This is a genomic window from Streptomyces sp. NPDC048353, from assembly GCF_055587165.1.
Map to the genome: position 1 here is coordinate 761,618 of NZ_JBVJGU010000002.1, position 24,380 is coordinate 785,997.

Genomic DNA, 24,380 nt, shown 5'->3' on the forward strand with positions numbered 1-24,380 from the left:
CCCCGGACCGGCTACAGGCCGGGCCCGCGCACCGGGATGTGGGTGAACGTCGGCTCCGGAGCCGGATTCTGGAAGAAGTCGTTGCCCTTGTCGTCCACCACGATGAACGCCGGGAAGTCCTCGACCTCGATCTTCCAGACCGCCTCCATGCCGAGCTCCTCGTACTCGACGACCTCGACCTTCTTGATGCAGTCCTGCGCGAGACGCGCCGCCGGGCCGCCGATCGAGCCCAGGTAGAAGCCGCCGTGGCTGCCGCACGCGTCCGTGACCTGCTTGCTGCGGTTGCCCTTGGCCAGCATGACCTTCGAGCCGCCCGCCGCCTGGAACTGCTCGACGTAGGAGTCCATCCGGCCGGCCGTCGTCGGGCCGAAGGAGCCGGAGGCGTAGCCCTCGGGGGTCTTAGCCGGGCCGGCGTAGTAGACCGGGTGGTCCTTCAGGTACTGCGGCATGTCCTCGCCCGCGTCCAGCCGCTCCTTGATCTTGGCGTGCGCGATGTCGCGCGCCACGACCAGCGGGCCGGTCAGCGAGAGGCGGGTCTTGACCGGGTACTTCGTCAGCTCGGCCAGGATCTCGTCCATCGGCTGGTTCAGGTCGATCTTCACCACGTCGCCGTCGGCGGCGAGGTGCTCCTCCGTCGTCTCCGGCAGGAAGCGCGCCGGGTCGGTCTCCAGCTGCTCCAGGAAGACGCCCTCTGCGGTGATCTTCGCGACGGCCTGGCGGTCGGCCGAGCAGGAGACGGCGATCGCGACGGGCAGCGAGGCGCCGTGGCGCGGCAGCCGGACGACGCGGACGTCGTGGCAGAAGTACTTTCCGCCGAACTGCGCGCCGATGCCGATCTTCTGCGTGAGCTCGAAGACCTTCTCCTCCAGCTCCTTGTCCCGGAAGCCGTGGCCGGTCTCGGCCGAGCCCTCGGTGGGCAGCTCGTCCAGGTAGTGCGCGGAGGCGTACTTCGCGGTCTTCAGCGCGAACTCGGCGGACGTGCCGCCGACGACGATCGCCAGGTGGTACGGCGGGCAGGCGGCCGTGCCGAGCGAGCGGATCTTCTCCTCCAGGAACTTCATCATGCTCGCCTCGTTGAGCACGGCCTTCGTCTCCTGGTAGAGGAAGGACTTGTTGGCGGAGCCGCCGCCCTTGGCCATGAAGAGGAACTTGTACGCGCCGCCGTCGGTCGCGTACAGCTCGATCTGCGCGGGCAGGTTCGAGCCGGTGTTCTTCTCCTCCCACATGGTGACGGGGGCCATCTGCGAGTACCGCAGGTTGAGCTTGGTGTACGCGTCGTAGACGCCCTTGGACAGGGCCTCCTCGTCGCGGCCGGAGGTCAGCACGTTCTGGCCGCGCTTGCCCATGACGATCGCGGTGCCGGTGTCCTGGCACATGGGGAGGACACCGGCGGCGGCGATGTTCGCGTTCTTGAGGAGGTCGAGCGCGACGAACTTGTCGTTGCCCGAGGCTTCCGGGTCGTCGATGATCCGCCGCAGCTGGGCCAGGTGGGCCGGGCGGAGGTAGTGCTGGATGTCGTGGATGGCCTCGGCGGCCAGCCGGCGCAGGGCCTCCGGCTCGACCGTGAGGAACGTACGGCCGTCGGCCTCGAAGGTGGAGACACCTTCGGCGGTCACCAGGCGGTAGGGCGTGGTGTCCTCTCCCAGGGGGAGCAGATCGGAGTACGAAAACTCTGGCATGACGGCGGCCATTCCTCACTCGGCAGACAGCTGCGCCGCCTCCATTGGCGGCGCGTCCTCCAGCGTAGAGCGCGGCTCTCGGGCCGGGTCTGTGAGGTAAGGCTCAGTTCCGGGCGGGTGATGTCCGTATCGGCCAAGTGACACTCACGCTGCGTGTCTGCCCCCTCGCCCCGGGCGAGAGGTCCAGATTGTGCTCGTACGTGCCCTGCGCGCCGGCCGCCTGCTTCCGCGCCGCCGGGGGCCTCGAACGTGTTCGGAGGACGAGCCATGGAACGTGCGGTACGGCAACGCCGGCCCCTGAGGCGGGCCGCGGCCCTCGGGCTGACCGCCCTGCTGTGGGCGGGTCTCACCCCCGCGCAGGCCGCGGCGGGCGGGGCGGATACGGCCGGCAGGGCGCATTCCGCGGCCGCGCCGCCGCGTACCGCCCGGGTCCTGGCGGCCGATCCGGGCCAGGTGGTGGCCTGGGGGTCGAACGAGTACGGGCAGGTGGGCGACGCCTCGACCGTCGGCGCGACCCAGGGACCGGTCGCGGTCTGCGGCGCCGCCCCCTGCCCCAAGGCGCTCGGCCAGGTGATCGCCGTGGAGGCGGGCTACCACCACAGCGTGGCCCTCGCCGCCGACGGCACGGTCTGGGCCTGGGGCAGCAACGCGACCGGGCAGTTGGGCGACGGCACCTACGTCAGCCGCCGGGCGCCCGTCCGGGTGGGCTCGCTGACGGGGGTGACCGCCCTCTCCGCCGGGCGGCTGCACACCCTGGCGCTGCGTTCGGACGGCACGGTCTGGGCCTGGGGGCACAACGGCCAGGGCCAGCTCGGCAACGGCACCACCACCGGCAGCAACGTCCCCGTCCAGGTCTGCGCCGAGAACACGGAGGCGGGGTGCACCAGCTTCCTCACCGGCGTCACCTCCCTCTCGGCCGGCTACGCCCACAGCCTCGCCGTCGGGACGCGCGGCGGGGTGCGCGCCTGGGGCGACAACCGCCACGGAGCCCTCGGCGACGGCACCACCGCACAGCGGCTCGTGCCCGTGCCCAGCCTGCTGACCAGCGGGGTACGCGGCGTCGCCGCGGGCCTCTTCTTCAGCCTCGGCGCGATGACGGACGGCACGGCCCGCGGCTGGGGCCAGAACTTCCACGGCCACCTCGGCGACGGCACCACCACCGACCGGACCGCGCCCGTGCGGGTCTGCGCGGTGGGGACGACGGCCGGCTGCACCGCCTTCCTCGGCGGTGTGGCGTCGGTGGCCGCGGGCGAGGACCACGGCCTGGCGGTGCTGTCGGACGGTGGCGTACGGGCCTGGGGCCGCAACAGCCAGGGCCAGCTGGGCGACGGTACGACGACGGACCGGTACACGCCGGTGCGCGTCTGCGGTACGGGGACGGGCGCCGGGTGCACCACGTTCCTCGGCGGGGCGACCGCCGTCGACGCCGGGTTCCGGTCCAGCCTGACCCGGCACTCCGACGGCACCGCCCGCCTCTGGGGGACCGGCAGGACCACCCCGAACCGCCTCTGCGCGGCCGCCCAGACGGCCGACTGCGACCGGCCGCTGGAGGGCGTGGGCTCGGTCACCGCGGGCTTCGCGCACAGTCTGGCCGTCGTCCTGCCCCGCGCCGATCTGCGGGTCACGATCACCCCGGACGCGTCCGTGGCGAGCGGCGACGGCCTGACGTACACGATCACGGTCCACAACGACGGGCCGGCCGCCGCCGACGACGTGGTGCTCGACGGCAACCTGCCCGGCGAGGGACGGTTCGTCAGCGCGTCGCCCAGCCAGGGGAGTTGCACGGCCCTGCCGCGCGGCGGGTCGTCCGACACCGTGAGTTGCGCGCTCGGCCGCGTCGCCGCCCACGCGCAGGCGACCGTGACCGTCAGGGTCGCGGTCCGGGCCCCGTCGGGGTCGACGGTCACCCACACGGCGACGGTGGGCGCGGCCACGTCCGACCCGGATCCGAGCGACAACACCGCGTCCCTCCGGACGACGGTGGGCTGAATCCCGGTCAGGGCCGCCCGGGCGTCTGGCGGGTCCGGAGCGGGTCCGGAGCGGGTGCGGAACCGGCGGGGAGCCGGGTGCCGGCGCGGGTGGCGACTCGGCTGTTGTCCACACCACCCGCGCGGTGGGCTAGTCGCGATCTATCGCGTTTCGCTAAGGTGGTGACGTGGACCTCGATAAGCAGCCTCAGAAGCCGGTCGCCCCCGCCGAGCCCGCCCCGGCGCCCGCCGCCGTCGGCGACTCCCTGAGGGCCTCGGACGCCGACCGGGACCGGATCGCGGACATCCTCCGGGACGCCCTGGCCGAGGGGCGGCTCGACGCCGAGGAGCATTCCGAGCGGATCGACGCCGTCTACCGCGCGAAGACCGTGGGCGAGCTGGAGCCCATCGTCCGCGACCTGCCCGCCGGCACCCATCCCCGCCCCACGCCCGAATCGGCGTACGCCTACGGCCCCGACGACGCCTCGGGCCCCGCGGACAATCTGGTGGCCGTCTTCTCCAGCACCACCCGCAAGGGCCGTTGGCGCGTGGGCCGGCGGACCAACGCCTTCTCCCTCTTCGGCAACATCGAGATCGACCTGACCGAAGCCCTCTTCGCCCAGCGCCTCACCACCATCAACGCCACCTCCATCTTCGGCAACGTCGAGGTCCGGGTTCCGGAGAACATCACCCTGCGCGGCAACGGCACGGGCATCTTCGGCAACTTCGAGGTGGTGAACCTGGAGGGTGCCGACCCGCAGGCCCCCGTGGTCGTCATCAACGGCTATTCGGTGTTCGGCAACGTCGAGGCCAAGCCCAAGCGCGGCAAGTGGATCACCGACCTGCAGAACCAGGTGCGCAAGCACCTCGGCCACTGACCGGACGCGGGCAGAGGGGCCCGGACGGTACGGAGGTGTCCGGGCGGTCGGGACGTGCCGGTGGTACGGACGTGCCCAGGCGGTCCGGCCGGCGCGGGGGCCGGTGTCGGCGTGGATCCCGGTGACCGGATTCCGCCCCTCGGATTCCGCACTCCGGAACTCCACGGCACGCGGTGCATAGGCGTACGCACAGCGGGTAAGGCTGCTGCATCGTCTCTCGCTCGCGAAGCCGTCGTCAGGAGTAGACCGTGCTGCATCCGCCGCATCAGCCCCTCCAGGTCGCTGCCGTCCCCCCTCAGCGTGCCCCCGCACGGGAGGACGAGGCAGGCCCCTGGCACACGGAGGCGGTGTGCCGCCGGGACGAGGCGGGGCTGTTCTTCGCCCCCTCGAAGGAGCCGACCGCCGCCCGGCTCTCCAGAGAGGAGGCCGCCAAGAGGGTCTGCGCCCGCTGCCCCGTGATGGTCGAGTGCCGGGAGCACGCGCTGCTCCAGCCGGAGCCGTACGGCGTGTGGGGCGGGTTGACCGCGGCCGAGCGCCGCGTGGTGCTCGCCCGGCGCCGGCGGCGCGAGGTGGAGCTGCGGAAGGCGGCGACGGACCGGATCGCCGCGGCCGGCTGACCTTCGGCCGACGGCCCCGGAGGCCAGGCCGTACGAGAAGGGGCGCCCCCACCGCACATGGGGGCGCCCCTCTTCGTACCTCGTAGCTCTTCGCGACCGCCGGTGGGCCTCCGGCCTCCGGAAGGAGACCGGGGCGGGGTGCTACTTCGCGCGGTCGAAGTCGATCTTGCTGTAGGCGCGCAGCTTCGCGAGCCGGTGCGTCGAGTCGATCTGGCGGATCGTGCCGGACTTCGAGCGCATCACCAGCGACGACGTGGTCGCCGTCTCCGAGCGGTAGCGCACGCCGCGCAGCAGCTCGCCGTCCGTGATGCCGGTCGCGACGAAGAACACGTTCTCGCCACTGACCAGGTCGTCCGTGGAGAGCACCCGGTCCAGGTCGTGGCCCGCGTCGATCGCCTTCTGGCGCTCGGCCTCGTCCTTCGGCCACAGCTTGCCCTGGATCACGCCGCCCAGGCACTTGATGGCGCAGGCCGAGATGATGCCTTCGGGCGTGCCGCCGATGCCGAGCAGCAGGTCGACGCCGGTGCCCTCGCGGACCGCCATGATCGAGCCGGCGACGTCGCCGTCGGAGATGAACTTGATCCGGGCGCCGGTCTCGCGGATCTCCTTGACGATGCCCTCGTGGCGGGGGCGGTCCAGGATGACGACCGTGACGTCCTCGGGGGCCATGTTCTTGGCCCGGGCGACGCGGCGGATGTTGACCGAGACCGGGGCGTTGATGTCGACGAAGTCGGCGGCCTCGGGGCCGGTGACCAGCTTGTCCATGTAGAAGACCGCGGACGGGTCGAACATGGTGCCGCGGTCGGCGGCGGCCAGGACGGCGATGGCGTTCGGCATGCCCTTGGCGTTGAGGGTGGTGCCGTCGATCGGGTCGACGGCGATGTCCACCTCGGCGCCGGTGCCGTCGCCGATGCGCTCCCCGTTGTAGAGCATGGGGGCTTCGTCCTTCTCGCCCTCGCCGATGACGACGACGCCGTTCATCGAGACGGTGGAGACGAGGGTCCGCATGGCGTTGACCGCGGCGCCGTCGGCGCCGATCTTGTCCCCGCGGCCGACCCAGCGGCCGGCGGCCATGGCGGCGGCCTCGGTGACACGTACCAGTTCGAGGGCGAGGTTGCGGTCGGGGGCCTCGGGCGAGACCTCGAGCTCGGACGGCAGATGATGCTCGGTCATCGGAGCGCACCTTTCTGTACGGCGACGGCCGGAATGGAGGGTGCTGCGACTCTATCGGTACGTCGACAAATTGAGCAGAGGGGTCCACGTATGAGCACGGGACCATGATGCGACCATGGGGGGCGTGGCAGGTATGCGAGGCAGGCAGACGGTACGCGGGATGATCCAGTCCCTCGCGGTGATTTTGGTCGCCGCGGGCGTGATGTACTACTTCATCCCGCATGACGAGGACGCGAACCCGGTCCCGACCAAGGACTACCGGGTGGAGCTCCTGACGGCCCAGCGGGCGGCGCCCTATCCGGTGCTGGCTCCCGAGGGGCTCGGCGCGGACTGGAAGGCGACGGTCGTCTCGTACAAGCGCGAGCAGGGCGACACGTGGCGGCTGGGCTTCCTCGACCCGGACACGCAGTACGTGGCCCTGTACCAGTCGACGTCGGAGCCGAAGAAGTTCGTCCCGGACGTGACGCAGCAGGCCGAGAACTCCGGGAAGACGCAGACGGTGGCCGGCCAGGTCTGGCAGCGCTGGGAGGGCCCGCACTACGACGCCCTGGTGCGCACGGACGGCAAGGCGACGACCGTGGTGACCGGTACGGCGTCGTTCGAGCGGCTGGCGGAGATGGCGGGCTCGCTGCGTGCGGGCAAGCCCGCCGGGCCGAGCAAGGTCTAGGTCCGGGCGAGGCGAAGGTCCGGGCGAGGTGCGGGTGTCCTTCGGCCCTGCGGGGCGGACGGGAGACGGGAAAGGCCCCCGGCGCGATGCGCCGGGGGCCTTCGCCGTGCCGGATCCGGGAGGTTCCGGGTCGCGGCGCGGATGTCAGACGGTGGTGACGACCTCGTCGAAGCTCAGACGGGGGGAGCGCGGGAACCAGGCGTCCTCGCCGGGCTTGCCGATGTTGACGACCATCAGCGGGGTGTGGTCGCCGTCCAGGAACTCCTTCTGGACGCCGGCGAAGTCCAGGCCGGTCATCGGGCCGGCGGCCAGGCCGGCGGCCCGGACGCCGATGATGAAGTACGCGGCCTGAAGGGCGGCGTTGAGCAGCGCGGAGCCCTCGCGGGCCGGGCGCTCGGCGAAGAACATGTCCTTGGCCTGCGGGAAGTGCGGGAGCAGGGCCGGGAGCTCCTCGTGGAACTCGTTGTCGGCGGAGAGGATCGCCACGAGCGGGGCGGCGGCGGTCTTCGGCTGGTTGCCCTCGGCCATGTGTTTGACCAGACGCTCGCGGGCCTCGGGGGAGCGGACCAGGGTGATGCGCAGCGGGGTCTGGTTGAAGGCGGTCGGGCCGTACTTCACCAGGTCGTAGATCGCCTGCACCTGCTCGTCCGTCACCGGCTCGTCGGTGAAGGTGTTGGCGGTGCGGGCCTCACGGAAGAGGAGGTCCTGGGCGGCGGGGTCAAGGGCGAGAGACATCTGCGTACCTTCCGGACAAGCAAGGGGTTCGAGCGATGTCCCGACCGTACGACGGCGATTGGTTAATTTTCAACTAAACAATGCGGATAGTGATCCGGTTCACAGGCGCCCGGCGGAGCGCAGGGGCAGCCCCGGTCCCTGATCAGCCCCGTTCGTCGTCCGCCGCCTCCGCCGCGAGGGAGGCGTCGAGCCGCGCCCTGGCCCCTTCGAGCCAGCGCCGGCACACCTTCGCCAGCTCCTCGCCGCGCTCCCAGAGGGCGAGGGACTCCTCCAGGGTCGTGCCGCCCGCCTCCAAGCGCCGGACGACCTCGATCAGCTCGTCCCGCGCCTGCTCGTAGCCGAGCGCTGCCTCTTCCACCGTGCCTGCCATGCGTACCACCCTATGCGTGGGGTCGGACAAGGGATCACGATCCGTCCGCGTCGACCGGGCTCGTGGCGACCCGGTGCGCGGCGGCCTGGTGCGCCGCGACCGGGCCCGTGCCGTCCTCGCCCGTCTCGCTCGCGTCGGGGCGGTTCGCGTCGGCCTCGTTCGCGTCGGGGCGGTGCGGGGTGGGCGCCTCACCGTCGACGCGGCGGACCGCGAACTCGCCGGCCGCCACCCTGGCCCGCAGCTCCTCCGCCGCCCCCACCTCCTCCGGGCTGCGCACCACGGTTCCGTCCCCGCGCTGGAGCACCGCGTAGCCGCGCTCCATCGTCGCGGCCGGCGACAGGGCCCGTACCCGCGCGCGGGTGTGGGACAGCTCGGAGTCGGCCCGGTCGAGGAGGTGCCCGAGCGTCCGCCGGCTGCGCGCGAGGAGCGCGTCCAGCTCGTCCTCGCGCAGCTCCACCATCCGCTGCGGATGCTCCATGACCGGCCGCCCCAGGGCGTGCGCCAGCCCGCGCTCCTCGCGCTCCAGCAGCCCCCGTACGGTCCGCAGCGCCCGGTCCCGCAGTCCCTGCACCCGGTCCAGCTCCTCCCCGACGTCCGGCACGACCTTCTTGGCCGCGTCCGTCGGCGTGGAGGCCCGCAGGTCGGCGACCAGGTCGAGCAGCGGCGAGTCGGGTTCGTGGCCGATCGCGGAGACCACCGGCGTACGGCAGGCGGCGACGGCCCGGATCAACTGCTCGTCCGAGAACGGCAGCAGGTCCTCCACGCTGCCGCCGCCCCGCGCCACGATGATCACGTCCACCCCCTCGTGCGCGTCGAGCTCCTTGACGGCCTGGACCACCTGCGGCACGGCCTTCACACCCTGCACGGCGACGTTGCGGACCTCGAAGCGGACGGCCGGCCAGCGCCGCCGGGCGTTCTCCAGGACGTCCCGCTCGGCGGCGGAGGCACGGCCCGAGACCAGGCCGATGAGCTGGGGCAGGAACGGCAGGGGCTTCTTGCGGTCGAGCGCGAACAGCCCCTCGGCGCCGAGGCTCCGCTTCAGCTGTTCGAGGCGGGCCAGCAGCTCCCCGATGCCGACCGGCTTGATCTCCACGGCCCGCAGCGAGAGCTGTCCGCGCGGGGCGTACCACTCGGGCTTGGCGTGCACGACGACCCGCGCGCCCTCGGAGACGATGTCGGCGACGGCGTCGAAGACCTGGCGGTAGCAGGTGACGCCGATGGAGATGTCGTGCGACGGATCCCGCAGGGTCAGGAACACGACACCGGCGCCGGGGCGCCGCGACAGCTGCGTGATCTGCCCCTCGACCCACACGGCCCCGAGCCGGTCGATCCACCCCCCGATGAGCCGGGAGACCTCCCCGACGGGAATCGGAGCTTCGGCGGACGTGTTCAGAGCCATGCGCCGAGACTAGTGCCCCGCTCGGACATCGGAGGGACCCGCCGGGGGAGGCGCAGACGGGCCCGACCCATCCCCCCTACGGGCCCGGCAGGCCCAGCTCCATCCCCCGTACGAGCGCGACAGGCCCGACCCATCCCCGGTACAGGCCCGGCCCCGCCCCCCGGGACGCCCGCGCCGAAGCCCGCCCCGCCAGTGGAGGTCACGCCCGCCTCGTCGTCCCCTGCAACGCGAGGATCACCAGCCCCACGCCCAGCCAGATCACGCCCACCAGCTGCGCTGAGGTCGCCGCCTCCGCGATCACGGCCACGAGGATCGCCGCGCCCAGCACCGGCGCCACGATGTGCTTGAGCACGTGCGGCGGACCCTCCGCCCGCCGTACGGCGAACCAGCCCACCACGCTCGCGTGGAGCAGGACGAACGCCGTGAGCGCCCCGATGTCGACCACCGACACCAGGTGGTCGAGCCCGTCGTCCTGCCGCGCGGCCCACACCGCGGCGACCATCGTCACGGTCGCCGCGACCAGGAGGGCCACCCGCGGCACACCCGAATCCGTCCGGGCGAGGGCGCGCGGAAGCCGCCGGTCGCGGCCCATCGCGAAGAGGAGCCTGCCTCCCGCCGCCTGCCCCGCCAACGCCGCGAACGCCGCGCCGATCGCCTTGGAGGCCGCCACCAGGTCGTGCAGCCAGCCGCCGACGGACGCGTCGACGGCGTCGTAGAAGGCCGAGCCCTGCTTCACGGGTTCGGCCGCCAGCTCCGCCGACGACACCGGTTCGAGGAGCGCCACCAGATACGTCTGGGCGATGAAGAGCACACCGGCGAGGGCGAGGCAGAACAGCACCGCCCGCGCGACCTTCGCCGAACCGCCGGTGACCTCCTCGGCGAAGGAGGCGATGGCGTCGAAGCCGAGGTACGACAGCACGGCCACCGACACCGCGCCGAACACGGCGGCGAGCGAGAACGACGCGTCGCCGACGAGCGGCGACCACCAGTCGCGCCGTGCCCCGTCCCGTACGAGCACGGTCACGGCCGACACGACGAAGATCAGCAGCACCACGATCTCCATCGCGAGCACCGCGAAGCCGACCCGCGCCGCCGCGCGGACGCCCCACAGGTTGAGGAGGGTCGTGATGATCACCGCGATCCCGGTCCACACCCACCGGTCGACCTCCGGAACCAGTGCCTCCATGGCGATCCCGGCGAAGAGGTAGGCCACGGCGGGGATGAGGAGGTAGTCGAGCATCGCCATCCACCCCGCGATGAAACCGGGGCCCTCGCCCAGCCCCTTGCGGGCGTAGGTGAAGACGGAACCCGCCTGCGGGGCGACCCGCACCATCAGGGCGTAGCTGAAGGCGGTGAACGCCATGGCGACCGTCGCGACGAGGTAGACCAGCGCCACCGCGCCGTGCGACTTGGCGTCGAGGGTGCCGAAGACGCCGACCGGGGCCATGGGCGCGATGAAGAGCAGTCCGTAGACGACGAGGTCACGGAAGCCGAGCGTCCGCCGCAGCCCGGTGTGCTCCGCGACCGGCGGATCCTGCGGTGATTCCTGCGCCATGGGGTCAGTCTCGGCCACGGAGCGGATCATCCGCCTGACCGACGCGACCGTACGAGCCCGTACGCGCCGCGACCCGCCGTACGCGCGCGTGCGGCGGGCGGGCGGGGGCGAGCGGGGCGGGTCGGGGTCGTGAGGGGGGCGTACGGGTGGCTGCGCGCCGGGGCCCTCATGGCGCGGCCTTACGATGGGACGCATGACTGCTACGCCCGCGACCAACCGCCCGAAGCGTGTCCTGCTCGCCGCTCCCCGCGGCTACTGCGCGGGCGTCGACCGTGCCGTGATCGCCGTGGAAAAGGCCCTGGAGCAGTACGGGTCGCCGATCTACGTCCGCCACGAGATCGTCCACAACAAGTACGTCGTCCAGACCCTGGAGCGGAAGGGCGCGATCTTCGTCGACCAGGCGACCGAGGTGCCCCCGGGCAACATCGTCATGTTCTCCGCGCACGGCGTGGCGCCGACGGTCCACGACGAGGCCCGGCAGGGCCGGCTCGCGACCATCGACGCGACCTGCCCGCTGGTCACCAAGGTGCACAAGGAGGCCGTCCGGTACGCCGACGCCGACTTCGACATCCTGCTGATCGGCCACGAAGGCCACGAGGAGGTCATCGGCACCTCCGGCGAGGCGCCCGACCACATCCAGCTGGTCGACGGCCCGGAGGACGTGGCGAAGGTGGAGGTGCGCGACCCGTCCAAGGTCGTCTGGCTCTCCCAGACGACCCTCTCCGTCGACGAGACGATGGAGACGGTGGACGCGCTGCAGGAGAAGTTCCCGCAGCTGATCTCCCCGCCGTCGAGCGACATCTGTTACGCCACGCAGAACCGGCAGATGGCCATCAAGGAGCTCGCCGGACAGGCGGAGCTGGTGATCGTGGTCGGCTCGAAGAACTCCTCGAACTCCATCCGCATGGTCGAGGTCGCCAAGCAGGCCGGTGTGCCGGAGGCGTACCTCGTCGACTTCGCGAGCGAGATCGACGAAGCGTGGCTGGAAGGCGTCACGACGGTCGGTCTCTCCTCGGGAGCCTCGGTGCCGGACGTCCTGGTCGAGGAGGTCCTGGTGTGGCTCTCCGAGCGCGGCTATGCCGACGTGGAGATCGTGAAGACCGCCGACGAGTCCCTGACGTTCTCGCTCCCGAAGGAGCTGCGCAACAAGGATCTGCGGGCGGAGGCCGCCGCGCTCCTGGAGGAGTGAACACCGGACGGTGTTTCCCCCTACCGTTGATTCCATGAACGTTTTCGGAGTGGACATCGGCGGCTCGGGCATCAAGGGCGCTCCCGTGGACCTGGAACGGGGAGCCCTCGCGGAACCGCGCCACAAGGTACTGACCCCGCATCCCGCGACGCCGGACGACATCGCGGGATGCGTCGCGGAAGTCGTGGAGCACTTCGGCTGGTCCGGGCCGGTGGGCGTCACCTTCCCCGGCGTCGTGACCGGCTCCACGATCCGTACGGCGGCCAACGTCGACAAGGGATGGGTCGGCGTCGACGCGGGCAAGCTGTTCGGGGACCGGCTCGGGGGCCGGGCGGTGACGGTCCTGAACGACGCGGACGCGGCCGGGGTCGCGGAGATGACCTTCGGGGCCGGGCGGGACCGTCAGGGCACGGTGATCATGCTGACGCTGGGTACGGGCATCGGCTCGGCCCTCTTCGTCGACGGGCGGCTCGTGCCGAACACCGAGCTGGGCCACCTGGAGCTGAAGGGGCACGACGCGGAGAAGCGGGCCTCGGTGAAGGCGAAGGAGGACGAGGACCTCAGCTGGGAGCACTGGGCGCGGCGGCTGCACAAGTATCTCGCGCACGTGGAGATGCTGTTCTCGCCGGATCTGTTCATCCTCGGCGGGGGAGTGAGCCGCAAGGCGGACAAGTTCCTGCCGCTGATCGAGGGCATCGAGGCCGAGATCGTCCCGGCGGCGCTGCAGAACGACGCGGGGATCGTGGGCGCGGCGATGGCGTCGAAGCGGAGCTGACGGCGCGCCCCGCTTTCGCCGCGCTTACGGGGCGGGGCGGCGGCGCTGCAGGGGGCGGGCGCCGGTGCGCCGGCGCCGCCCCATGTCCCGTACCTTCCGGACGCTGCTGATCAGACCGGCGACGAGCGTGCCCCCGTACAGCCATCCGGCGTGGACGGCGAGGGCGGTGACGACGGCCATCGCCTGGCCGCCGAAGCCGCCCGAGCCGCCGGCGATGGGGATGACGCCCACGGCGAAGGCGATGGGCACGCTGATCGGGGCCGTGACGAGGTCGGCGGTGCGGACCCAGAGCGCGGTGAGGGCGCTGACCGGGAGGAACAGCAGCCCGTAGACGACCGGGGATCCGTCGAGGAGCAGCTGGTCGAGAAAGCCGAGCACGAGCATGACGGCGGAGGCGAAGAGCCCGGCGCCGAGACCGGTCAGGCGGGGGCCGGGCAGCCGTTGGCCGGCGGACGCCGCGGGGGCGACGGGCTTGGGGCGGGCGGGCGCGGCGGCGCGCTCGACCCGGCCGCGGCCGGTGGGGCCGGGGCGGGCGGCGACGCGGTAGACGGCGGCGCCCTCGACGAGCGCGCCGGGCGGGGTCAGAGGGGCGTGCGGCCGCCGGCGGCCCTGAGGCTGACTTGTCCTGTGCTGCTCCACTCCACCAACGTAGGTCGGGTAGGGGTCGGTCACCGCCGTGGGACACGCCCTTTGGGTGACCTTGAAGTCGATATCGACCGAGAGTCGACGGGGAACGCACGTCGCTGGCCGGTTCGCCACGCCCGTAAACTGAGGGATCGGCCCACCGTCCACACCGTGGCCCACACCGCGTCCACCGCATCCATCGCTAGGGAAGTCGCCAACGTGTCGCTCACGATCGGAATCGTCGGCCTGCCGAATGTCGGCAAGTCGACCCTGTTCAACGCCCTGACCAAGAACGACGTGCTGGCGGCCAACTACCCGTTCGCCACGATCGAGCCCAACGTCGGCGTGGTCGGGGTCCCCGACCCCCGCCTGACGAAGCTGGCGGAGATCTTCAGCTCGCAGCGGGTCCTGCCGGCGACGGTCGACTTCGTCGACATCGCGGGCATCGTCCGCGGCGCGAGCGAGGGCGAGGGCCTGGGCAACAAGTTCCTCGCGAACATCCGCGAGTCGGACGCGATCTGCCAGGTCATCCGGGCCTTCAAGGACGAGAACGTCGTCCACGTCGACGGCAAGGTCTCGCCGAAGGACGACATCGAGACGATCAACACCGAGCTGATCCTCGCGGACCTGCAGACGATCGAGAAGGTCCTGCCGCGCCTGGCGAAGGAGGCGCGGATCAAGAAGGACGTGGCGCCGAAGGTCGCGGCGGTCGAGGCGGCGAAGGAGATCCTGGAGAAGGGCGACACCCTCTTCTCGCAGGGCATCCTGCAGGGCTCGGAGAAGGCGGAGCTGCTGCACGACCTGCACCTGCTGACGACGAAGCCCTTCCTCTACGTGTTCAACGTGGACGAGGACGAGCTGACGGACGACGCCTTCAAGGACGAGCAGCGCGCGCTGGTCGCCCCGGCCGAGGCGATCTTCCTCAACGCCAAGCTGGAGCAGGACCTCGCCGAGCTCGACGAGGAGGACGCCATGGAGCTCCTCCAGTCCGTAGGCGCCGAGGAGCCGGGCCTGGCGACCCTCGCCCGCGTGGGCTTCGACACCCTGGGCCTCCAGACCTACCTCACGGCGGGCCCGAAGGAATCCCGCGCCTGGACGATCAAGAAGGGCGCGACGGCCCCCGAGGCGGCCGGCGTGATCCACACGGACTTCCAGAAGGGCTTCATCAAGGCCGAGGTCATCTCCTTCGCGGACCTGGTCGAAACGGGCTCGGTGGCAGAGGCCCGCGCGGCGGGCAAGGCGCGCATGGAGGGCAAGGAGTACGTGATGCAGGACGGCGACGTGGTGGAGTTCCGCTTCAACGTCTAATACGTTCGGTGAAAGGCCGTCTGACCTGCGGTGGAGTGGGTTCGGCGGCCAGCCGAGGACGGTGCTCGACGCCGCGATCCCTCATACATGCGTTTCAACGTGGAGCGGATGCCGCCGTCACGTCGATGATCTAGTAATGCGCAGGTTGGAGGGGGCCTGACCCTAAGGCCAAGCCCCCTCCGAGCCTCGGAGAGCCGACCGTCTACCAGATCAACTCCCGTCCTCGTCTCGTGTGCGGGGTTCGGCGGGACGGCGAGGGCTGTGCGAGGGGTCCCAGACGGGCGAAGACGTCACGTCGTCCTCTCCTCTCTCCCACCAATCGCTGTTCCTTTCTTTTGCGCTGCTCTCCGCCGCCCGGGGCGTGAACGTGTCTTCGCCCGTGTCGTCATCCGGGTCCGCGGCCATGTCGGTGAACGGCGGGTCCTCAGGAGCTGGAGAGTAGGGCGGCCAGGGCGCAGTAGTGCCCCCCTCGTCCGAGGTCTCGCCCTCTGGCCCCTCGTCGGGGGCCAGACCGAAGGCCCGCCTGATCTCGTCGGCGGCCTCATCCAGCCCCTCAGCTTGCAGAAACCGCATCACACGGTGCACGAGCACCGTGTACCCGTCCATGTCCGGTTTGAGGCCCGCAGCCGTCAGCAACAGCCGCAGCCGATCCGAGACCCCCACTTCCTCCTCGCGGTCGAGCATCTCCCCTCCGTGGGCACCCTCGTCCCAAAGCGGTCCCCCAACGGTCGCCTCGCTCCGCACGCCCACGGGCGGAACGAGCAGGTGGCGGAAGAGCTCGGGCACCTCCTCGTCGTTTGCGGCCGCCGCGATCTGGGCGAGCGGGCCGATCATGTGTACCGCCTTCTCGATCTCGTTCTCGTGGCGGGCCAGCCACCACACCACCGCGCTGCCCGCACTCTTGAGTACGTCGTCGCCGAGGTAGCGCCGCTTGTTGCGTTCGTGCTCGCGCTCGTACTCCCAAATCTCCTCGTCCTTGCGAAGATCGTTCAGCTTCCGCAGGCGCTCGCGGTCGGCGGAAGCGAGGGTCAGCGTCACATCGGTGGCCAGGGCCTTCACCCGATCGTTCCGGTCGGGGAGTAGGACGCCCAACTCCCCGTCCAGGAGATACTGCGCGAAGCTCGCCCGGCGGGGTTCCTCGTGGCGGACGACCTCACGGGCCCGGCTGACGACCGAGGAGGCGGCGAGGGCCGGGGAGGCGTCGTCGGACCTGCCGGCGTGGTCGGGAACAGGCTTCCACCACACGGTGGCGGAGAAGAGGAAGTCGTAGCCGTCCGTCGCGCTCGGTAAGACCGCATCGATCACCCGTGTCTCCTGGTACGGCTGCTCCACCGGTACCGCGGGCGGTTCGGGTTCCCCTGGCTCGTACGGGCCGGCCGACGTGCGACCACTGCTGACTACCGTCATCACGACCAGCAGGGAACCCGAGGCCGTGACCATGGACAGGAAGCCCCACAGCCAGGCCGACCAGTCCAGGAGGTTTCCGAGCACAATCGGTGCGAGGCCGCAGAGGGCGACGAACAACAAGCTGGAAAAACGGTGTCTCATCGTGCCTCTTCCGTGGTTCGTGGTCCGGTATCCGCACGCTTCGTGCGGCCGTACTGCACCTGGTCGATGTACTGCCAGAAGAGCGCGGCGACCGCTGCCCGGGACGGTTGGCGCGCGGACCCGGCCCAGTCGCAGGTGATGGTGTAGAGACGGTGGAGGGCCACCGCGCGGCCGCGTGTCGCCCCGACCATCACATCCAGCGCCATCTTCCGTGTGGTGTCGCCCGCCACGGCATTCAGCCAGCTGCTCACCAGCGGGTTCCAGAGCTCCGTCGGCGGCTGGGAGAACACCGCCTCCCAGCCCAGGAACAGGTCCGGCCACGCCGGAGGATCCGGTGCGCGCTCGCTGCTCAACAGTTCTGTCAGCAGACGGAGATGGGGCTCTGCCTCGTGCGGCTCCAGAAGCGCCCTGTCCCGCAAGCGGTCGATCAGCAGCCGGTAGAGCCTGCGGTCGCGGCCGGCGAGTTCGAGGAGCGCCTCCCGGGCCTCGCGCGCCACCTCCCCCTTCCGTACGGCGAGGTAGTGGAGCCGTACCACCGCCTGATCCGGGTGGGTCGCGCTGAGGCTCTGAACGCAGGCTGTAGTCAGGACACGCGCGAGGCCGTCCGGCAAGGAATTGGATCTCACGACGCACTCGTACATCCGCTTGCGGAACCAACCCCCGAACCTCTCGTGGCCGAGACCGAGTTCAAGTGCCGCCACGGCTCGCGGATCGCGGAGCGTTCCGGTTCCCGCCCAGAGGCATACGAGGTCGAAGAGGTGGTCAGGCCGCCCGACGTCCAGGGCTCGTTCGCCGAAGCGGACGACGACGCTCACCCGGTCGTCGGCGGTCAGACCGCGCAGCCCGGCGGCGCGGCCGACCCAGCTACTGAGGTCGTCGCGTACCCCGGGGAAGTTCGTCCAGAAGTACGTCCGTACTGCGTCGGCGTAGGCCAATCGTTCAAAGTGAAGCCGCCCGTTTGGATCCCGCTTGACCCCGAGCCCCGCCAACCGCTCTCCGAAATCCGTCCGACCGAGCTCGGTCGTCGCCTCCTCCTCAAGCCTCACTGTCTTCATGAGACCGTGCCACGCCTCGTAGACGACGTCAGCGCGGGCCTCCTCGAACATCGCCGTCGCCAGCAGTAGGGCACGCTCGGGTGCGGTACGGACCGCGGCCACCTGCCGGCCCACCTCACCGGCACGGTCGGTCACCGCGTGCATTGCCTGGTCGAGCCATCCCGCGAAGTCGGCACCGAACCGGCCGCTGTCGCGGGCGGCTCTCACCAGGCCCGCGAGCTGCGCCAGTTCCCACATGGGGGAGCGGTCGCACAGACTCTGGAGGACGGCGCTCCCCAGGTCCGCGGGGCGGAAGGGCATCCGGTCCATGCGGAGGTACCGGGTGATGACGGCGATGCCCCGGGGGCGTCCAAGCCTCACCGTCTGCGGTGCGAGGTTCCGCGGGTGGGCGTGCTCCAGGCCCGACGGCAGGACGACGACCAAGTGGGCCCCTGCCTCCTGGACCTGTGAACGGCGCACGGCCAGGCGGCGCTGGGCCGTGTCGTACGCCTCCTCGTCGGCGATTCCGGAGAGATCGAGGAGGAAACGGTCCCCCGCGCCGGGAACGAGAGGGTTCTCGTCCTTGCCGTTGGGAAGCTCCTCGAACCGCCCCCCCTCCTGGTCAGCGCCCTCGTCCTCACCGAACCCGTGCAGCAGCATGATCGCCGCGGCGCGGCGGCCGATGCCGGGCTGCCCTTCCAGCAACACCACCGATCCGGGCTTCTCCAGACATTCGGCGGCATGGCGATAGCCCACCGGCGGAACGAACCGGTCAGCCAGGCGCAACCGGTCCTCTCGGGTGATCCGGAGGGACTCGACCCCTTTGCGGATCATCCAATCCGCGCCGATGCCGTAGAAGATGTTCTGGGGACCCGGGCCGCTGTTCACCGGACCATATGCATCCGTGACGGTGACGCGGTCTTGCTCGGTCATCGTCCGTCGTCCGAGCGCCGGCGCTCGCGCTCGAAGCGCTGGTGGACCGTGCCGCTGTTGTCGCCTGCCGTGAACTGGACCCCGGTGTTGTCACCCTCGAAGTGAGGCGCGTTGTACTGGTGGCCCCGACCGGTGTTCACGGGTCCCTGCGGCTCGTTGACAAAGGTGCCGGAGAGATCTCCGTTGAGGTTTCCGATGCCGCCGCGCACGCGCTGCTCGACATCGCGCGTCCGCATCCTGGGGTGCCCACCCTCCCGGGTCGGCTTCTCGCGGGACTTCGCCTCCGCTCGCTCCCGCGCCGCATGGGCGTCGAGATCCTCCGTGCCCAGTCCGGGCAGCAGCCGGGCGAGGGTGTCGCCGAGCGCCGTCAGGTCCGACTCCGCGTTCCGGTGGTCGAACCGCTTGTACTGGCAGTCCGCCAGCTCCAGCAGGTCGTCCGGGAGGACAGCGCGGTCGATCCGTGTGGCCTTGCCGACGAGCACGGGGATCACCAGGACACCGCGGTCGAGCGCGGTCTGGATCTCACGACGGGTCCAGTCCTGCTCCGTCTCGAGGGCGAGGCGGCCGTCGGCCCCCCGCACCTGTGCCCAGCGCGGGCCGATCACGGCGAGGAGCGCCTCGCACTCCTCCACTGCCTTGACCAGTTCCACCGGAAAACGGCGTCCGGCCTCGATCGAGTTGCTGGCGAAGAAGATCCGCTCGGATCCGAACCGGCGCGAGAGCTCTCGCGCGATCATGGTTGCGGCGGACTCCTCGTCGCCTGTGCGGTAGTTGACGAAGACGTCGGGCATGAAGGTTCCCTTCGGGAAAAGGAAGACGGGGTGAACGGGCACGGGGCTGTGGTCCGCCCGGCCATGCGGTTCCGACCGTGGGACGGCATGGCGCATCCACGGGAAAGCTTGAGGACGGAAGGCGCCACCTGGTGCTCACTTCGCGGACGGCTCGAAGAAGCCGGAGTGCGATGCGAACGCGCCGAGCGGTCATCGGAGGGTCCCGCCGGGGATCGTCGGATCCGGAGGGCCGGGGGGAGCAGGTAGAGCGGCGAGCCGGCGGCTCGAGCCTGTGTCGGTCGTGGAGAGGCTGTCAGTCGTGCGCGGGGGCGAGTACGCGTGCCAGCGCGGGCTGCAGATCACGCACAGCGCGGCTGCTCCGGAACCGGGCAAGTTCCCGTGAGAGACGCCGAACGTCGCTGTTCACCGTCGCCGACGGAACAGCCGACATGACGCCGAGCAGCTCTGCGGCGATCGTGCACGCGTGCTCGACCTCTCCGGAAGCGGCATGGGCCAGGGACCTGCGGAATCCGTACCGGGTGCGCGTGCGCAGCGCGTGCGGCGGGATGCGGCGGTACTCCCGGTCGAGCACCTCGGCGGCGGCCTTGGGGCGGCCGAGGTCGTGCAGGCACCAGCCGGTCGACATCGCCGCCGGATCGCTCACATGGGATGTGCCGATCACGGGCTCCGCGCCGTTGCGGGAGTCGTCGCTGGCGAGTAGTTCCCGCGCCCTGTCGAGGCTGCGGAGGCAGTCGACCTCGTTGCCGACGAGCGCGTGCCCTTGGGCCTCCCGTTGGGCCGCGAGTCCCCGGATGCGCGGCGGGAGTTCGCTGCTCTGGGCGCGCCGGGCCAGGGCTACGGTGCCGACGGCGTCCCCGCCGTACATCGTGACCAGGGCACGTCGCACCAATGCGTAGGAACCGAGGTGCGAGTCACCCCCGGCGCGCGCCATCTCGGCGGCCTCGCCCGTCCAGCCGAGTGCCGCGTCCCGGTCTCCGGCCTCCTGGGCCATCCAGCCGGTGAACTCCGCGAACCGCGAGGCGAGCAGGAGTGCGGGGGCCCGAGAAGCGGACGGGGCGGCGCTGGCCAGCCCGGTGATCATGCGGGTCTGCGTCTCAAGGAGAGGCAACAGGACCTTGGGTGCCGTGGATTGGCCGAGCTTCCGCAGCTGGTCGAACTGCATGCGGAAGGAGGGCAGGAGGGGGTCGTCGGTGGAGGGCAGCGCCTGACTGCCGAGTTTCAGGCCGAGGTCGATCAGCACTCCTGTACCCGCCGAGAGGACCGCCCGGCGCCCGACGAGCCAACGGCTCGGACCGGCGGGGGATTCGGCGGTGCCCGAGTCCGACTGGGGACGGGTGACCAGGCGCTGCAGCTCGCCGTCCGCGCCGAGGAAGGCGTCGCACCGCCGGGCCAGTTCGGGGGACGCGCAACGCTCCCCGCGCTCGACTTTGCTGAGGTGCCCCTTGTCGTAGTTGAGCGCTGCGGAGAACTCGGTCAGTGTCAGCCCCGCTTCTACTCGTAAGCGGCGAAGCTCCGGTCCGAAACGTAAAGTTGCGTCCATCATTAACCTCCCCTTGAACAGTGACCGCGAGAGCCGGCCGTCCTCGTGGCGAGCCGTCATGCGACGATCATTGGTCGCCACGAAACACGACGACGAACACCCGCTGTGACGACGCCACTTCGCTTTGCATCCGAGAGCGAGTCTGGCACGACGCGCGCCTGGAGAATTGGGGTTCGGGGGTGTTGCCCGTTGCCTCCTTTGTTCCCCGTTGTTCCCCGTCCGTTCCTGGAGTGACTGGCGTTGACCACTATCGGGACAAAGTGATCGCTAGTGTCAGATCGCGGGCGCGTCCAGCCGTTCACGCAGTCTCAGAGTTGATCGATCCAGCTGCGTGGGTCGGCCCGGTCCGGGTGGACCACTGGTCCAGAGACCGCCAGGCTGGGTAAGACGAGACGCGGCCACGACGCCGTCGGCCACAGTTCGGCCGCCTCTTCGTAGACCTCGATGGCGGTCAGCTGCCCGAAGCCGCCGAGGGAGGGCAGTCCGTCGATGACGGCGGGAAGGGCGTCGGAGCCGATGCCGATCAGTTCAGCGCGGGCGTCGTACGACGGACCGGCCGACTCGTCCAGCTGCTGGACGAGTCTCTCGATGTGGGTGGTCATGGCTGGTCCCGGCGCCAGAAAGTAGGCAGCCACCAGCAGAGCACCGAGCGGTTTTCGGGCCACGGGGCGCGGTCCTCGGTTGCCCAGTCCTCGAAGGAGTCGCGCGTCAGGTCGATGGGTCGCCAGGCGGGGTCGAGCGGTTCGTCCTCCGCCGGCGGGCGGACGAACCGGCGGTCGTGCTCGTCGCAGGCGCCGAAGTCCTGGTAGTTGCGCTGAGCCTCGATCAGGGACACCTTGTTCGCGCCGCCGGGCATGGTCGGCCAGCGGAACTGGACCCCGTCGTCCTCCCAGAAGCAGATGGGGCAGATCTCGTACGAGCCGGGCATCGCGCCCAGCACGTGGTGTCCGCAGCAGGGGCAGGGGTAGGAATCGCTCACCTGCGCAGTCTCGTGGCGGGTCCTGCCGGTGCGCCATGGATTTCTCTGCCTCAGGACCCTCGACCAGTCCGCGGCCAGTCCGCAGGGCACCCCTCACGGCCAGCAGGGAGACTGCCTCAGACCTTGACGACCTCCACGAGGGCCGCACAGGGGTGGCCCTCGTAAGAGGGGCATTCCTTCATCCCCGCTCGGCGTGTGGAGGGTGCTCGCCGGCGCGAGGGCGCGGCCTCCCGTGCGCGCCCCCCGCCCCCCTACGTCGCCGGCAGCAACCCCAGCTGGTCCAGGAACTCCATCTGGTCGAAGTAGAGCCGGTAGCTCACGATGCGGCCGTCCGCGACCGTCGCCAGGTCGATGCCGCGCATCGTGAGGTGTTTGTCCGTCGGCGGGAGGGTCTCCCCCGTGGGGAGTGCGATCGGGCCGGTGTTGCGGCCGCTGTAGATGCCCTCGTCGATGGCGGTGTCGCCGACCTCGTACGCGTGCAGGGACGTGTACGTCGCCTCCGGGACGGCCTCCGTCATCAGGCGCCAGTACTCGACGATGGCCTCGCGTCCGCGCATCTCGCCGCCGTCCGGGGTGTACGCGACGGCGTCCTCCGCGAAGAGGCCGGCGATGGCCTCCAGGTCAGGCTTCCCGGTGATCGCCTCGGTGAGGCGCTCCATCAGGACACGTGCCTCTCCCATGATCCACCTCCTCAGAGGAATGGGTGGCTCACCCCCATTTTCCCACCGAAAGGCCGCCCCCGCGGGGTACGCCCGGGGCATCCTGGATCTTGCGCGCACCGCAGGAACCCGACACCCCCGCCCGGCTCTCCACGACGAACGGAGCGCACCATGTCGTACCCCCCGCCCCGCTACCACGGCGACGACGGAGAGATCAGCGCCTCCTTCCGCCCCGCCGGCGCCCCCGCCGAACTCACCGTCTCCAACGGGACCCGGACGCACTATCTCGCCACCACCGCCTCCACCGGCGGCGAGTTCGGTCTCTACCGCGTCGACATGACGCCCAAGGCCGGCGGGCCCAGCACCCACTTCCACCGGACGATCTCCGAGAGCTTCTTCATCCTCGACGGGACCGTCCGCCTCTACGACGGCGCCCAGTGGGTCGACGCCACGAAGGGCGACTTCCTGTACGTACCGACCGGCGGGCTGCACGCCTTCCGGAACGAGTCGGACGAACCTGCCTCCCTCCTGCTGCTCTTCGCGCCGGGCGCGCCCCGTGAGGAGTACTTCGAGAAGGTCGGGACGGTGGCGCGGATGACCGACGAGGAGCGGGCGGAGTTCTTCCTCGAACACGACACCTACTGGGTCGACTGAAGCGGCCCCCGAGCCGTCCTCAGGGGACCAGGCCCGTCTTCGCGCCCGCCCCGCACAGCGGCACCACGCACCGCCCCGCGGGCGGCGCCGCCCGCACCGCCGCCCAGCACACGGCGCCCGTCGCCTCCACGAAGAGCCCGCGGCGGGCCAGGTCCCGCTGGGCCGAGCGGATCTGGTCCTCCGTCACCGTGCGGAAGGTCCCGCCCGACGCGCGTACCGCAGCCAGGATCTGGCGGGCGCGGGGCGGGGCGGTGATCGCGATCCCCTCGGCGAGGGTGGGTCGGGCGGGGGCGGGCGCGGCCGGTTCCGCCTCGCCCGCGTGGAAGGCCGTGGCGAGCGGGGAGACCGCCTCGGCCTGCACGGCGACCAGCGCCGGGCGCCGGTCGACGAGCCCGTGGCCGTACAGTTCCTCGACCGCGAGCGCGGCGCCCAGGAGGAGGGTGCCGTTGCCGACCGGGACGACGAGCGTGTCCGGAAGGCTGCCGCCGAGGTCCTCCCAGATCTCGTACACGTACGTCTTGGTGCCGTGCAGGAAGTGCGGGTTGTGGACGTGCGAGGCGTAGAAGACGCCGGGCTCGTCCGCCGCCGCGCGGGCGGAGCGCGCCGTGGCCTCGCGGTCGCCCGGGACCTGCGTCAGGCGCGCGCCGTGGGCGCGGATCTGCTCCAGCTTCTTGGGCGAGGTGCCCTGCGGTACGTGGACGACGCAGTCGAGGCCCGCCCGCGCGCAGTAGGCGGCGATCGCCGTCCCCGCGTTCCCGCTGCTGTCCGCCACGACATGGCCGAGACCGCCCCCCTCGGCGAGCCGGAGGGCGAGTTCGGCGAGCATGACGGCGCCGCGGTCCTTGAAGGAGAGCGTCGGCATGAGGAAGTCGAGTTTGGCCGAAACGCCCTCGGTGAGGGGGACGAGGGGCGTACGGCCCTCGCCGAGGGTCACGGCGGGGGCGTGCGTGGCGAGCGGCAGTGCCTCTGTGTAACGCCACAGTGAATTCACGCGGGACGTGAGGGACGGGGGAGACGTGAGGGAAACGGGCCCGCTCGTGAACTCGAGATCCCAGGGACCGCGGCATCGCGGACAACACCAGGTGAGGGAGTCGGCGGGGGCGTGGACCCGGCAACGGGGGCAGACGTAGGCCGTCATGCGGGTCAGCATGGCAGCCGTGTGGCCGCTGTGTGACGGGGCGCTCGCAGGTCTTGTGAGATTCCTATGGATCCGTCAATCTTTCGCTCGGCAGCCGGATGTACGACCCGGCGAGGACGCGTCCCGGTGTCCTCGGACGCCGTGTTGTCATGCACCTGCCATTCCCCC

Annotated in this window: 23 protein-coding genes; 8 read left to right on the plus strand and 15 right to left on the minus strand. The window is 71.0% G+C overall.

The features are described from left to right. Positions 1-11: 11 nt before the first annotated feature. Entirely contained in the window at positions 12-1,679 is a 1,668-nt protein-coding gene (locus tag ACZ6RC_RS08885; protein ID WP_391139434.1) for a fumarate hydratase, read from the minus strand. 267 nt (positions 1,680-1,946) lie between these two features. Here ACZ6RC_RS08885 and ACZ6RC_RS08890 point away from each other — a divergent pair, with 267 nt between their 5' ends. The 3 genes from ACZ6RC_RS08890 to ACZ6RC_RS08900 all read left to right on the plus strand — a co-directional run bounded on the left by ACZ6RC_RS08890 (position 1,947) and on the right by ACZ6RC_RS08900 (position 5,141). Further along, on the plus strand, positions 1,947-3,668 hold the full coding sequence (locus tag ACZ6RC_RS08890) for a hypothetical protein (RefSeq protein WP_469580230.1): 1,722 nt from the start codon (positions 1,947-1,949) through the stop codon (positions 3,666-3,668). Between the two features lie 166 nt (positions 3,669-3,834). Further along, a complete protein-coding gene (locus ACZ6RC_RS08895) occupies positions 3,835-4,524 on the plus strand; it encodes a DUF1707 SHOCT-like domain-containing protein (protein WP_391139432.1) in 690 nt (229 codons plus the stop codon). 248 nt (positions 4,525-4,772) lie between these two features. Further along, the gene (locus tag ACZ6RC_RS08900; protein WP_391139431.1) at positions 4,773-5,141 is read left to right on the plus strand and encodes a WhiB family transcriptional regulator; all 369 of its coding nucleotides are present in this window, start codon (positions 4,773-4,775) and stop codon (positions 5,139-5,141) included. A 141-nt stretch (positions 5,142-5,282) separates the two neighbouring features. On the opposite strand, the gene glpX is transcribed toward ACZ6RC_RS08900, so the two are convergent. After that, entirely contained in the window at positions 5,283-6,314 is a 1,032-nt protein-coding gene (glpX, locus tag ACZ6RC_RS08905; protein WP_391139430.1) for a class II fructose-bisphosphatase, read from the minus strand. Positions 6,315-6,429: 115 nt separating this feature from the next. Between glpX and ACZ6RC_RS08910 the strand changes: the two genes are divergently transcribed. Beyond that, positions 6,430-6,981 carry a DUF4245 domain-containing protein gene (locus ACZ6RC_RS08910; RefSeq protein ID WP_469580235.1) on the plus strand — a complete coding sequence of 184 codons (552 nt, stop codon included), beginning with the start codon at positions 6,430-6,432 and terminating at the stop codon, positions 6,979-6,981. Positions 6,982-7,125: 144 nt separating this feature from the next. On the opposite strand, the gene ACZ6RC_RS08915 is transcribed toward ACZ6RC_RS08910, so the two are convergent. From ACZ6RC_RS08915 to ACZ6RC_RS08930, 4 genes are all read right to left on the minus strand, one after another. Beyond that, positions 7,126-7,716, minus strand: coding sequence for a malonic semialdehyde reductase (locus ACZ6RC_RS08915; RefSeq protein ID WP_391139428.1), 591 nt, complete (start codon positions 7,714-7,716; stop codon positions 7,126-7,128). Positions 7,717-7,858: 142 nt separating this feature from the next. Beyond that, positions 7,859-8,086 carry an exodeoxyribonuclease VII small subunit gene (locus ACZ6RC_RS08920; RefSeq protein ID WP_391139427.1) on the minus strand — a complete coding sequence of 76 codons (228 nt, stop codon included), beginning with the start codon at positions 8,084-8,086 and terminating at the stop codon, positions 7,859-7,861. Between the two features lie 34 nt (positions 8,087-8,120). Beyond that, positions 8,121-9,485 carry an exodeoxyribonuclease VII large subunit gene (gene xseA, locus ACZ6RC_RS08925; protein WP_391139426.1) on the minus strand — a complete coding sequence of 455 codons (1,365 nt, stop codon included), beginning with the start codon at positions 9,483-9,485 and terminating at the stop codon, positions 8,121-8,123. Between the two features lie 199 nt (positions 9,486-9,684). Then, positions 9,685-11,040 (minus strand): APC family permease, encoded by a 1,356-nt coding sequence (locus tag ACZ6RC_RS08930; protein ID WP_469580830.1) that lies wholly within the window; start codon positions 11,038-11,040, stop codon positions 9,685-9,687. A 184-nt stretch (positions 11,041-11,224) separates the two neighbouring features. Between ACZ6RC_RS08930 and ACZ6RC_RS08935 the strand changes: the two genes are divergently transcribed. Beyond that, positions 11,225-12,229: a 4-hydroxy-3-methylbut-2-enyl diphosphate reductase gene (locus ACZ6RC_RS08935; protein WP_391139425.1), complete on the plus strand. Its 1,005-nt coding sequence runs from the start codon at positions 11,225-11,227 to the stop codon at positions 12,227-12,229. A gap of 34 nt (positions 12,230-12,263) precedes the next feature. Next, positions 12,264-13,004: a polyphosphate--glucose phosphotransferase gene (ppgK, locus tag ACZ6RC_RS08940; RefSeq protein WP_391139424.1), complete on the plus strand. Its 741-nt coding sequence runs from the start codon at positions 12,264-12,266 to the stop codon at positions 13,002-13,004. A 24-nt stretch (positions 13,005-13,028) separates the two neighbouring features. On the opposite strand, the gene ACZ6RC_RS08945 is transcribed toward ppgK, so the two are convergent. Beyond that, positions 13,029-13,643: a DUF6542 domain-containing protein gene (locus ACZ6RC_RS08945; RefSeq protein WP_391139423.1), complete on the minus strand. Its 615-nt coding sequence runs from the start codon at positions 13,641-13,643 to the stop codon at positions 13,029-13,031. Between the two features lie 204 nt (positions 13,644-13,847). Here ACZ6RC_RS08945 and ychF point away from each other — a divergent pair, with 204 nt between their 5' ends. Further along, a complete protein-coding gene (ychF, locus tag ACZ6RC_RS08950) occupies positions 13,848-14,936 on the plus strand; it encodes a redox-regulated ATPase YchF (protein WP_391139422.1) in 1,089 nt (362 codons plus the stop codon). A 210-nt stretch (positions 14,937-15,146) separates the two neighbouring features. On the opposite strand, the gene ACZ6RC_RS08955 is transcribed toward ychF, so the two are convergent. The 7 genes from ACZ6RC_RS08955 to ACZ6RC_RS08985 form a co-directional block, all read right to left on the minus strand. Further along, a complete protein-coding gene (locus tag ACZ6RC_RS08955; protein ID WP_469580244.1) occupies positions 15,147-16,484 on the minus strand; it encodes a hypothetical protein in 1,338 nt (445 codons plus the stop codon). After that, on the minus strand, positions 16,481-18,451 hold the full coding sequence (locus tag ACZ6RC_RS08960; RefSeq protein ID WP_469580247.1) for a hypothetical protein: 1,971 nt from the start codon (positions 18,449-18,451) through the stop codon (positions 16,481-16,483). The genes ACZ6RC_RS08955 and ACZ6RC_RS08960 overlap by 4 nt, the downstream gene beginning before the upstream one ends. Beyond that, positions 18,448-19,242, minus strand: coding sequence for a toll/interleukin-1 receptor domain-containing protein (locus ACZ6RC_RS08965; protein ID WP_469580250.1), 795 nt, complete (start codon positions 19,240-19,242; stop codon positions 18,448-18,450). Before ACZ6RC_RS08965 ends, ACZ6RC_RS08960 begins: the two co-directional genes overlap by 4 nt. Before the next feature lie 292 nt (positions 19,243-19,534). After that, positions 19,535-20,782, minus strand: coding sequence for a helix-turn-helix domain-containing protein (locus tag ACZ6RC_RS08970; RefSeq protein WP_469580835.1), 1,248 nt, complete (start codon positions 20,780-20,782; stop codon positions 19,535-19,537). Positions 20,783-21,090: 308 nt separating this feature from the next. After that, the gene (locus tag ACZ6RC_RS08975; RefSeq protein ID WP_469580254.1) at positions 21,091-21,384 is read right to left on the minus strand and encodes a hypothetical protein; all 294 of its coding nucleotides are present in this window, start codon (positions 21,382-21,384) and stop codon (positions 21,091-21,093) included. Further along, positions 21,381-21,761, minus strand: coding sequence for a CPCC family cysteine-rich protein (locus ACZ6RC_RS08980; RefSeq protein WP_469580256.1), 381 nt, complete (start codon positions 21,759-21,761; stop codon positions 21,381-21,383). The genes ACZ6RC_RS08975 and ACZ6RC_RS08980 overlap by 4 nt, the downstream gene beginning before the upstream one ends. Before the next feature lie 251 nt (positions 21,762-22,012). Next, positions 22,013-22,441 (minus strand): ester cyclase, encoded by a 429-nt coding sequence (locus ACZ6RC_RS08985; protein WP_453613459.1) that lies wholly within the window; start codon positions 22,439-22,441, stop codon positions 22,013-22,015. Positions 22,442-22,591: 150 nt separating this feature from the next. Here ACZ6RC_RS08985 and ACZ6RC_RS08990 point away from each other — a divergent pair, with 150 nt between their 5' ends. Continuing rightward, entirely contained in the window at positions 22,592-23,074 is a 483-nt protein-coding gene (locus tag ACZ6RC_RS08990) for a cupin domain-containing protein (protein ID WP_469580258.1), read from the plus strand. Between the two features lie 19 nt (positions 23,075-23,093). Here the strand turns inward: ACZ6RC_RS08990 and ACZ6RC_RS08995 are convergent, their stop codons facing one another. Further along, positions 23,094-24,224 carry a threonine synthase gene (locus tag ACZ6RC_RS08995; RefSeq protein ID WP_469580261.1) on the minus strand — a complete coding sequence of 377 codons (1,131 nt, stop codon included), beginning with the start codon at positions 24,222-24,224 and terminating at the stop codon, positions 23,094-23,096. Between the last annotated feature and the right edge of the window lie 156 nt (positions 24,225-24,380).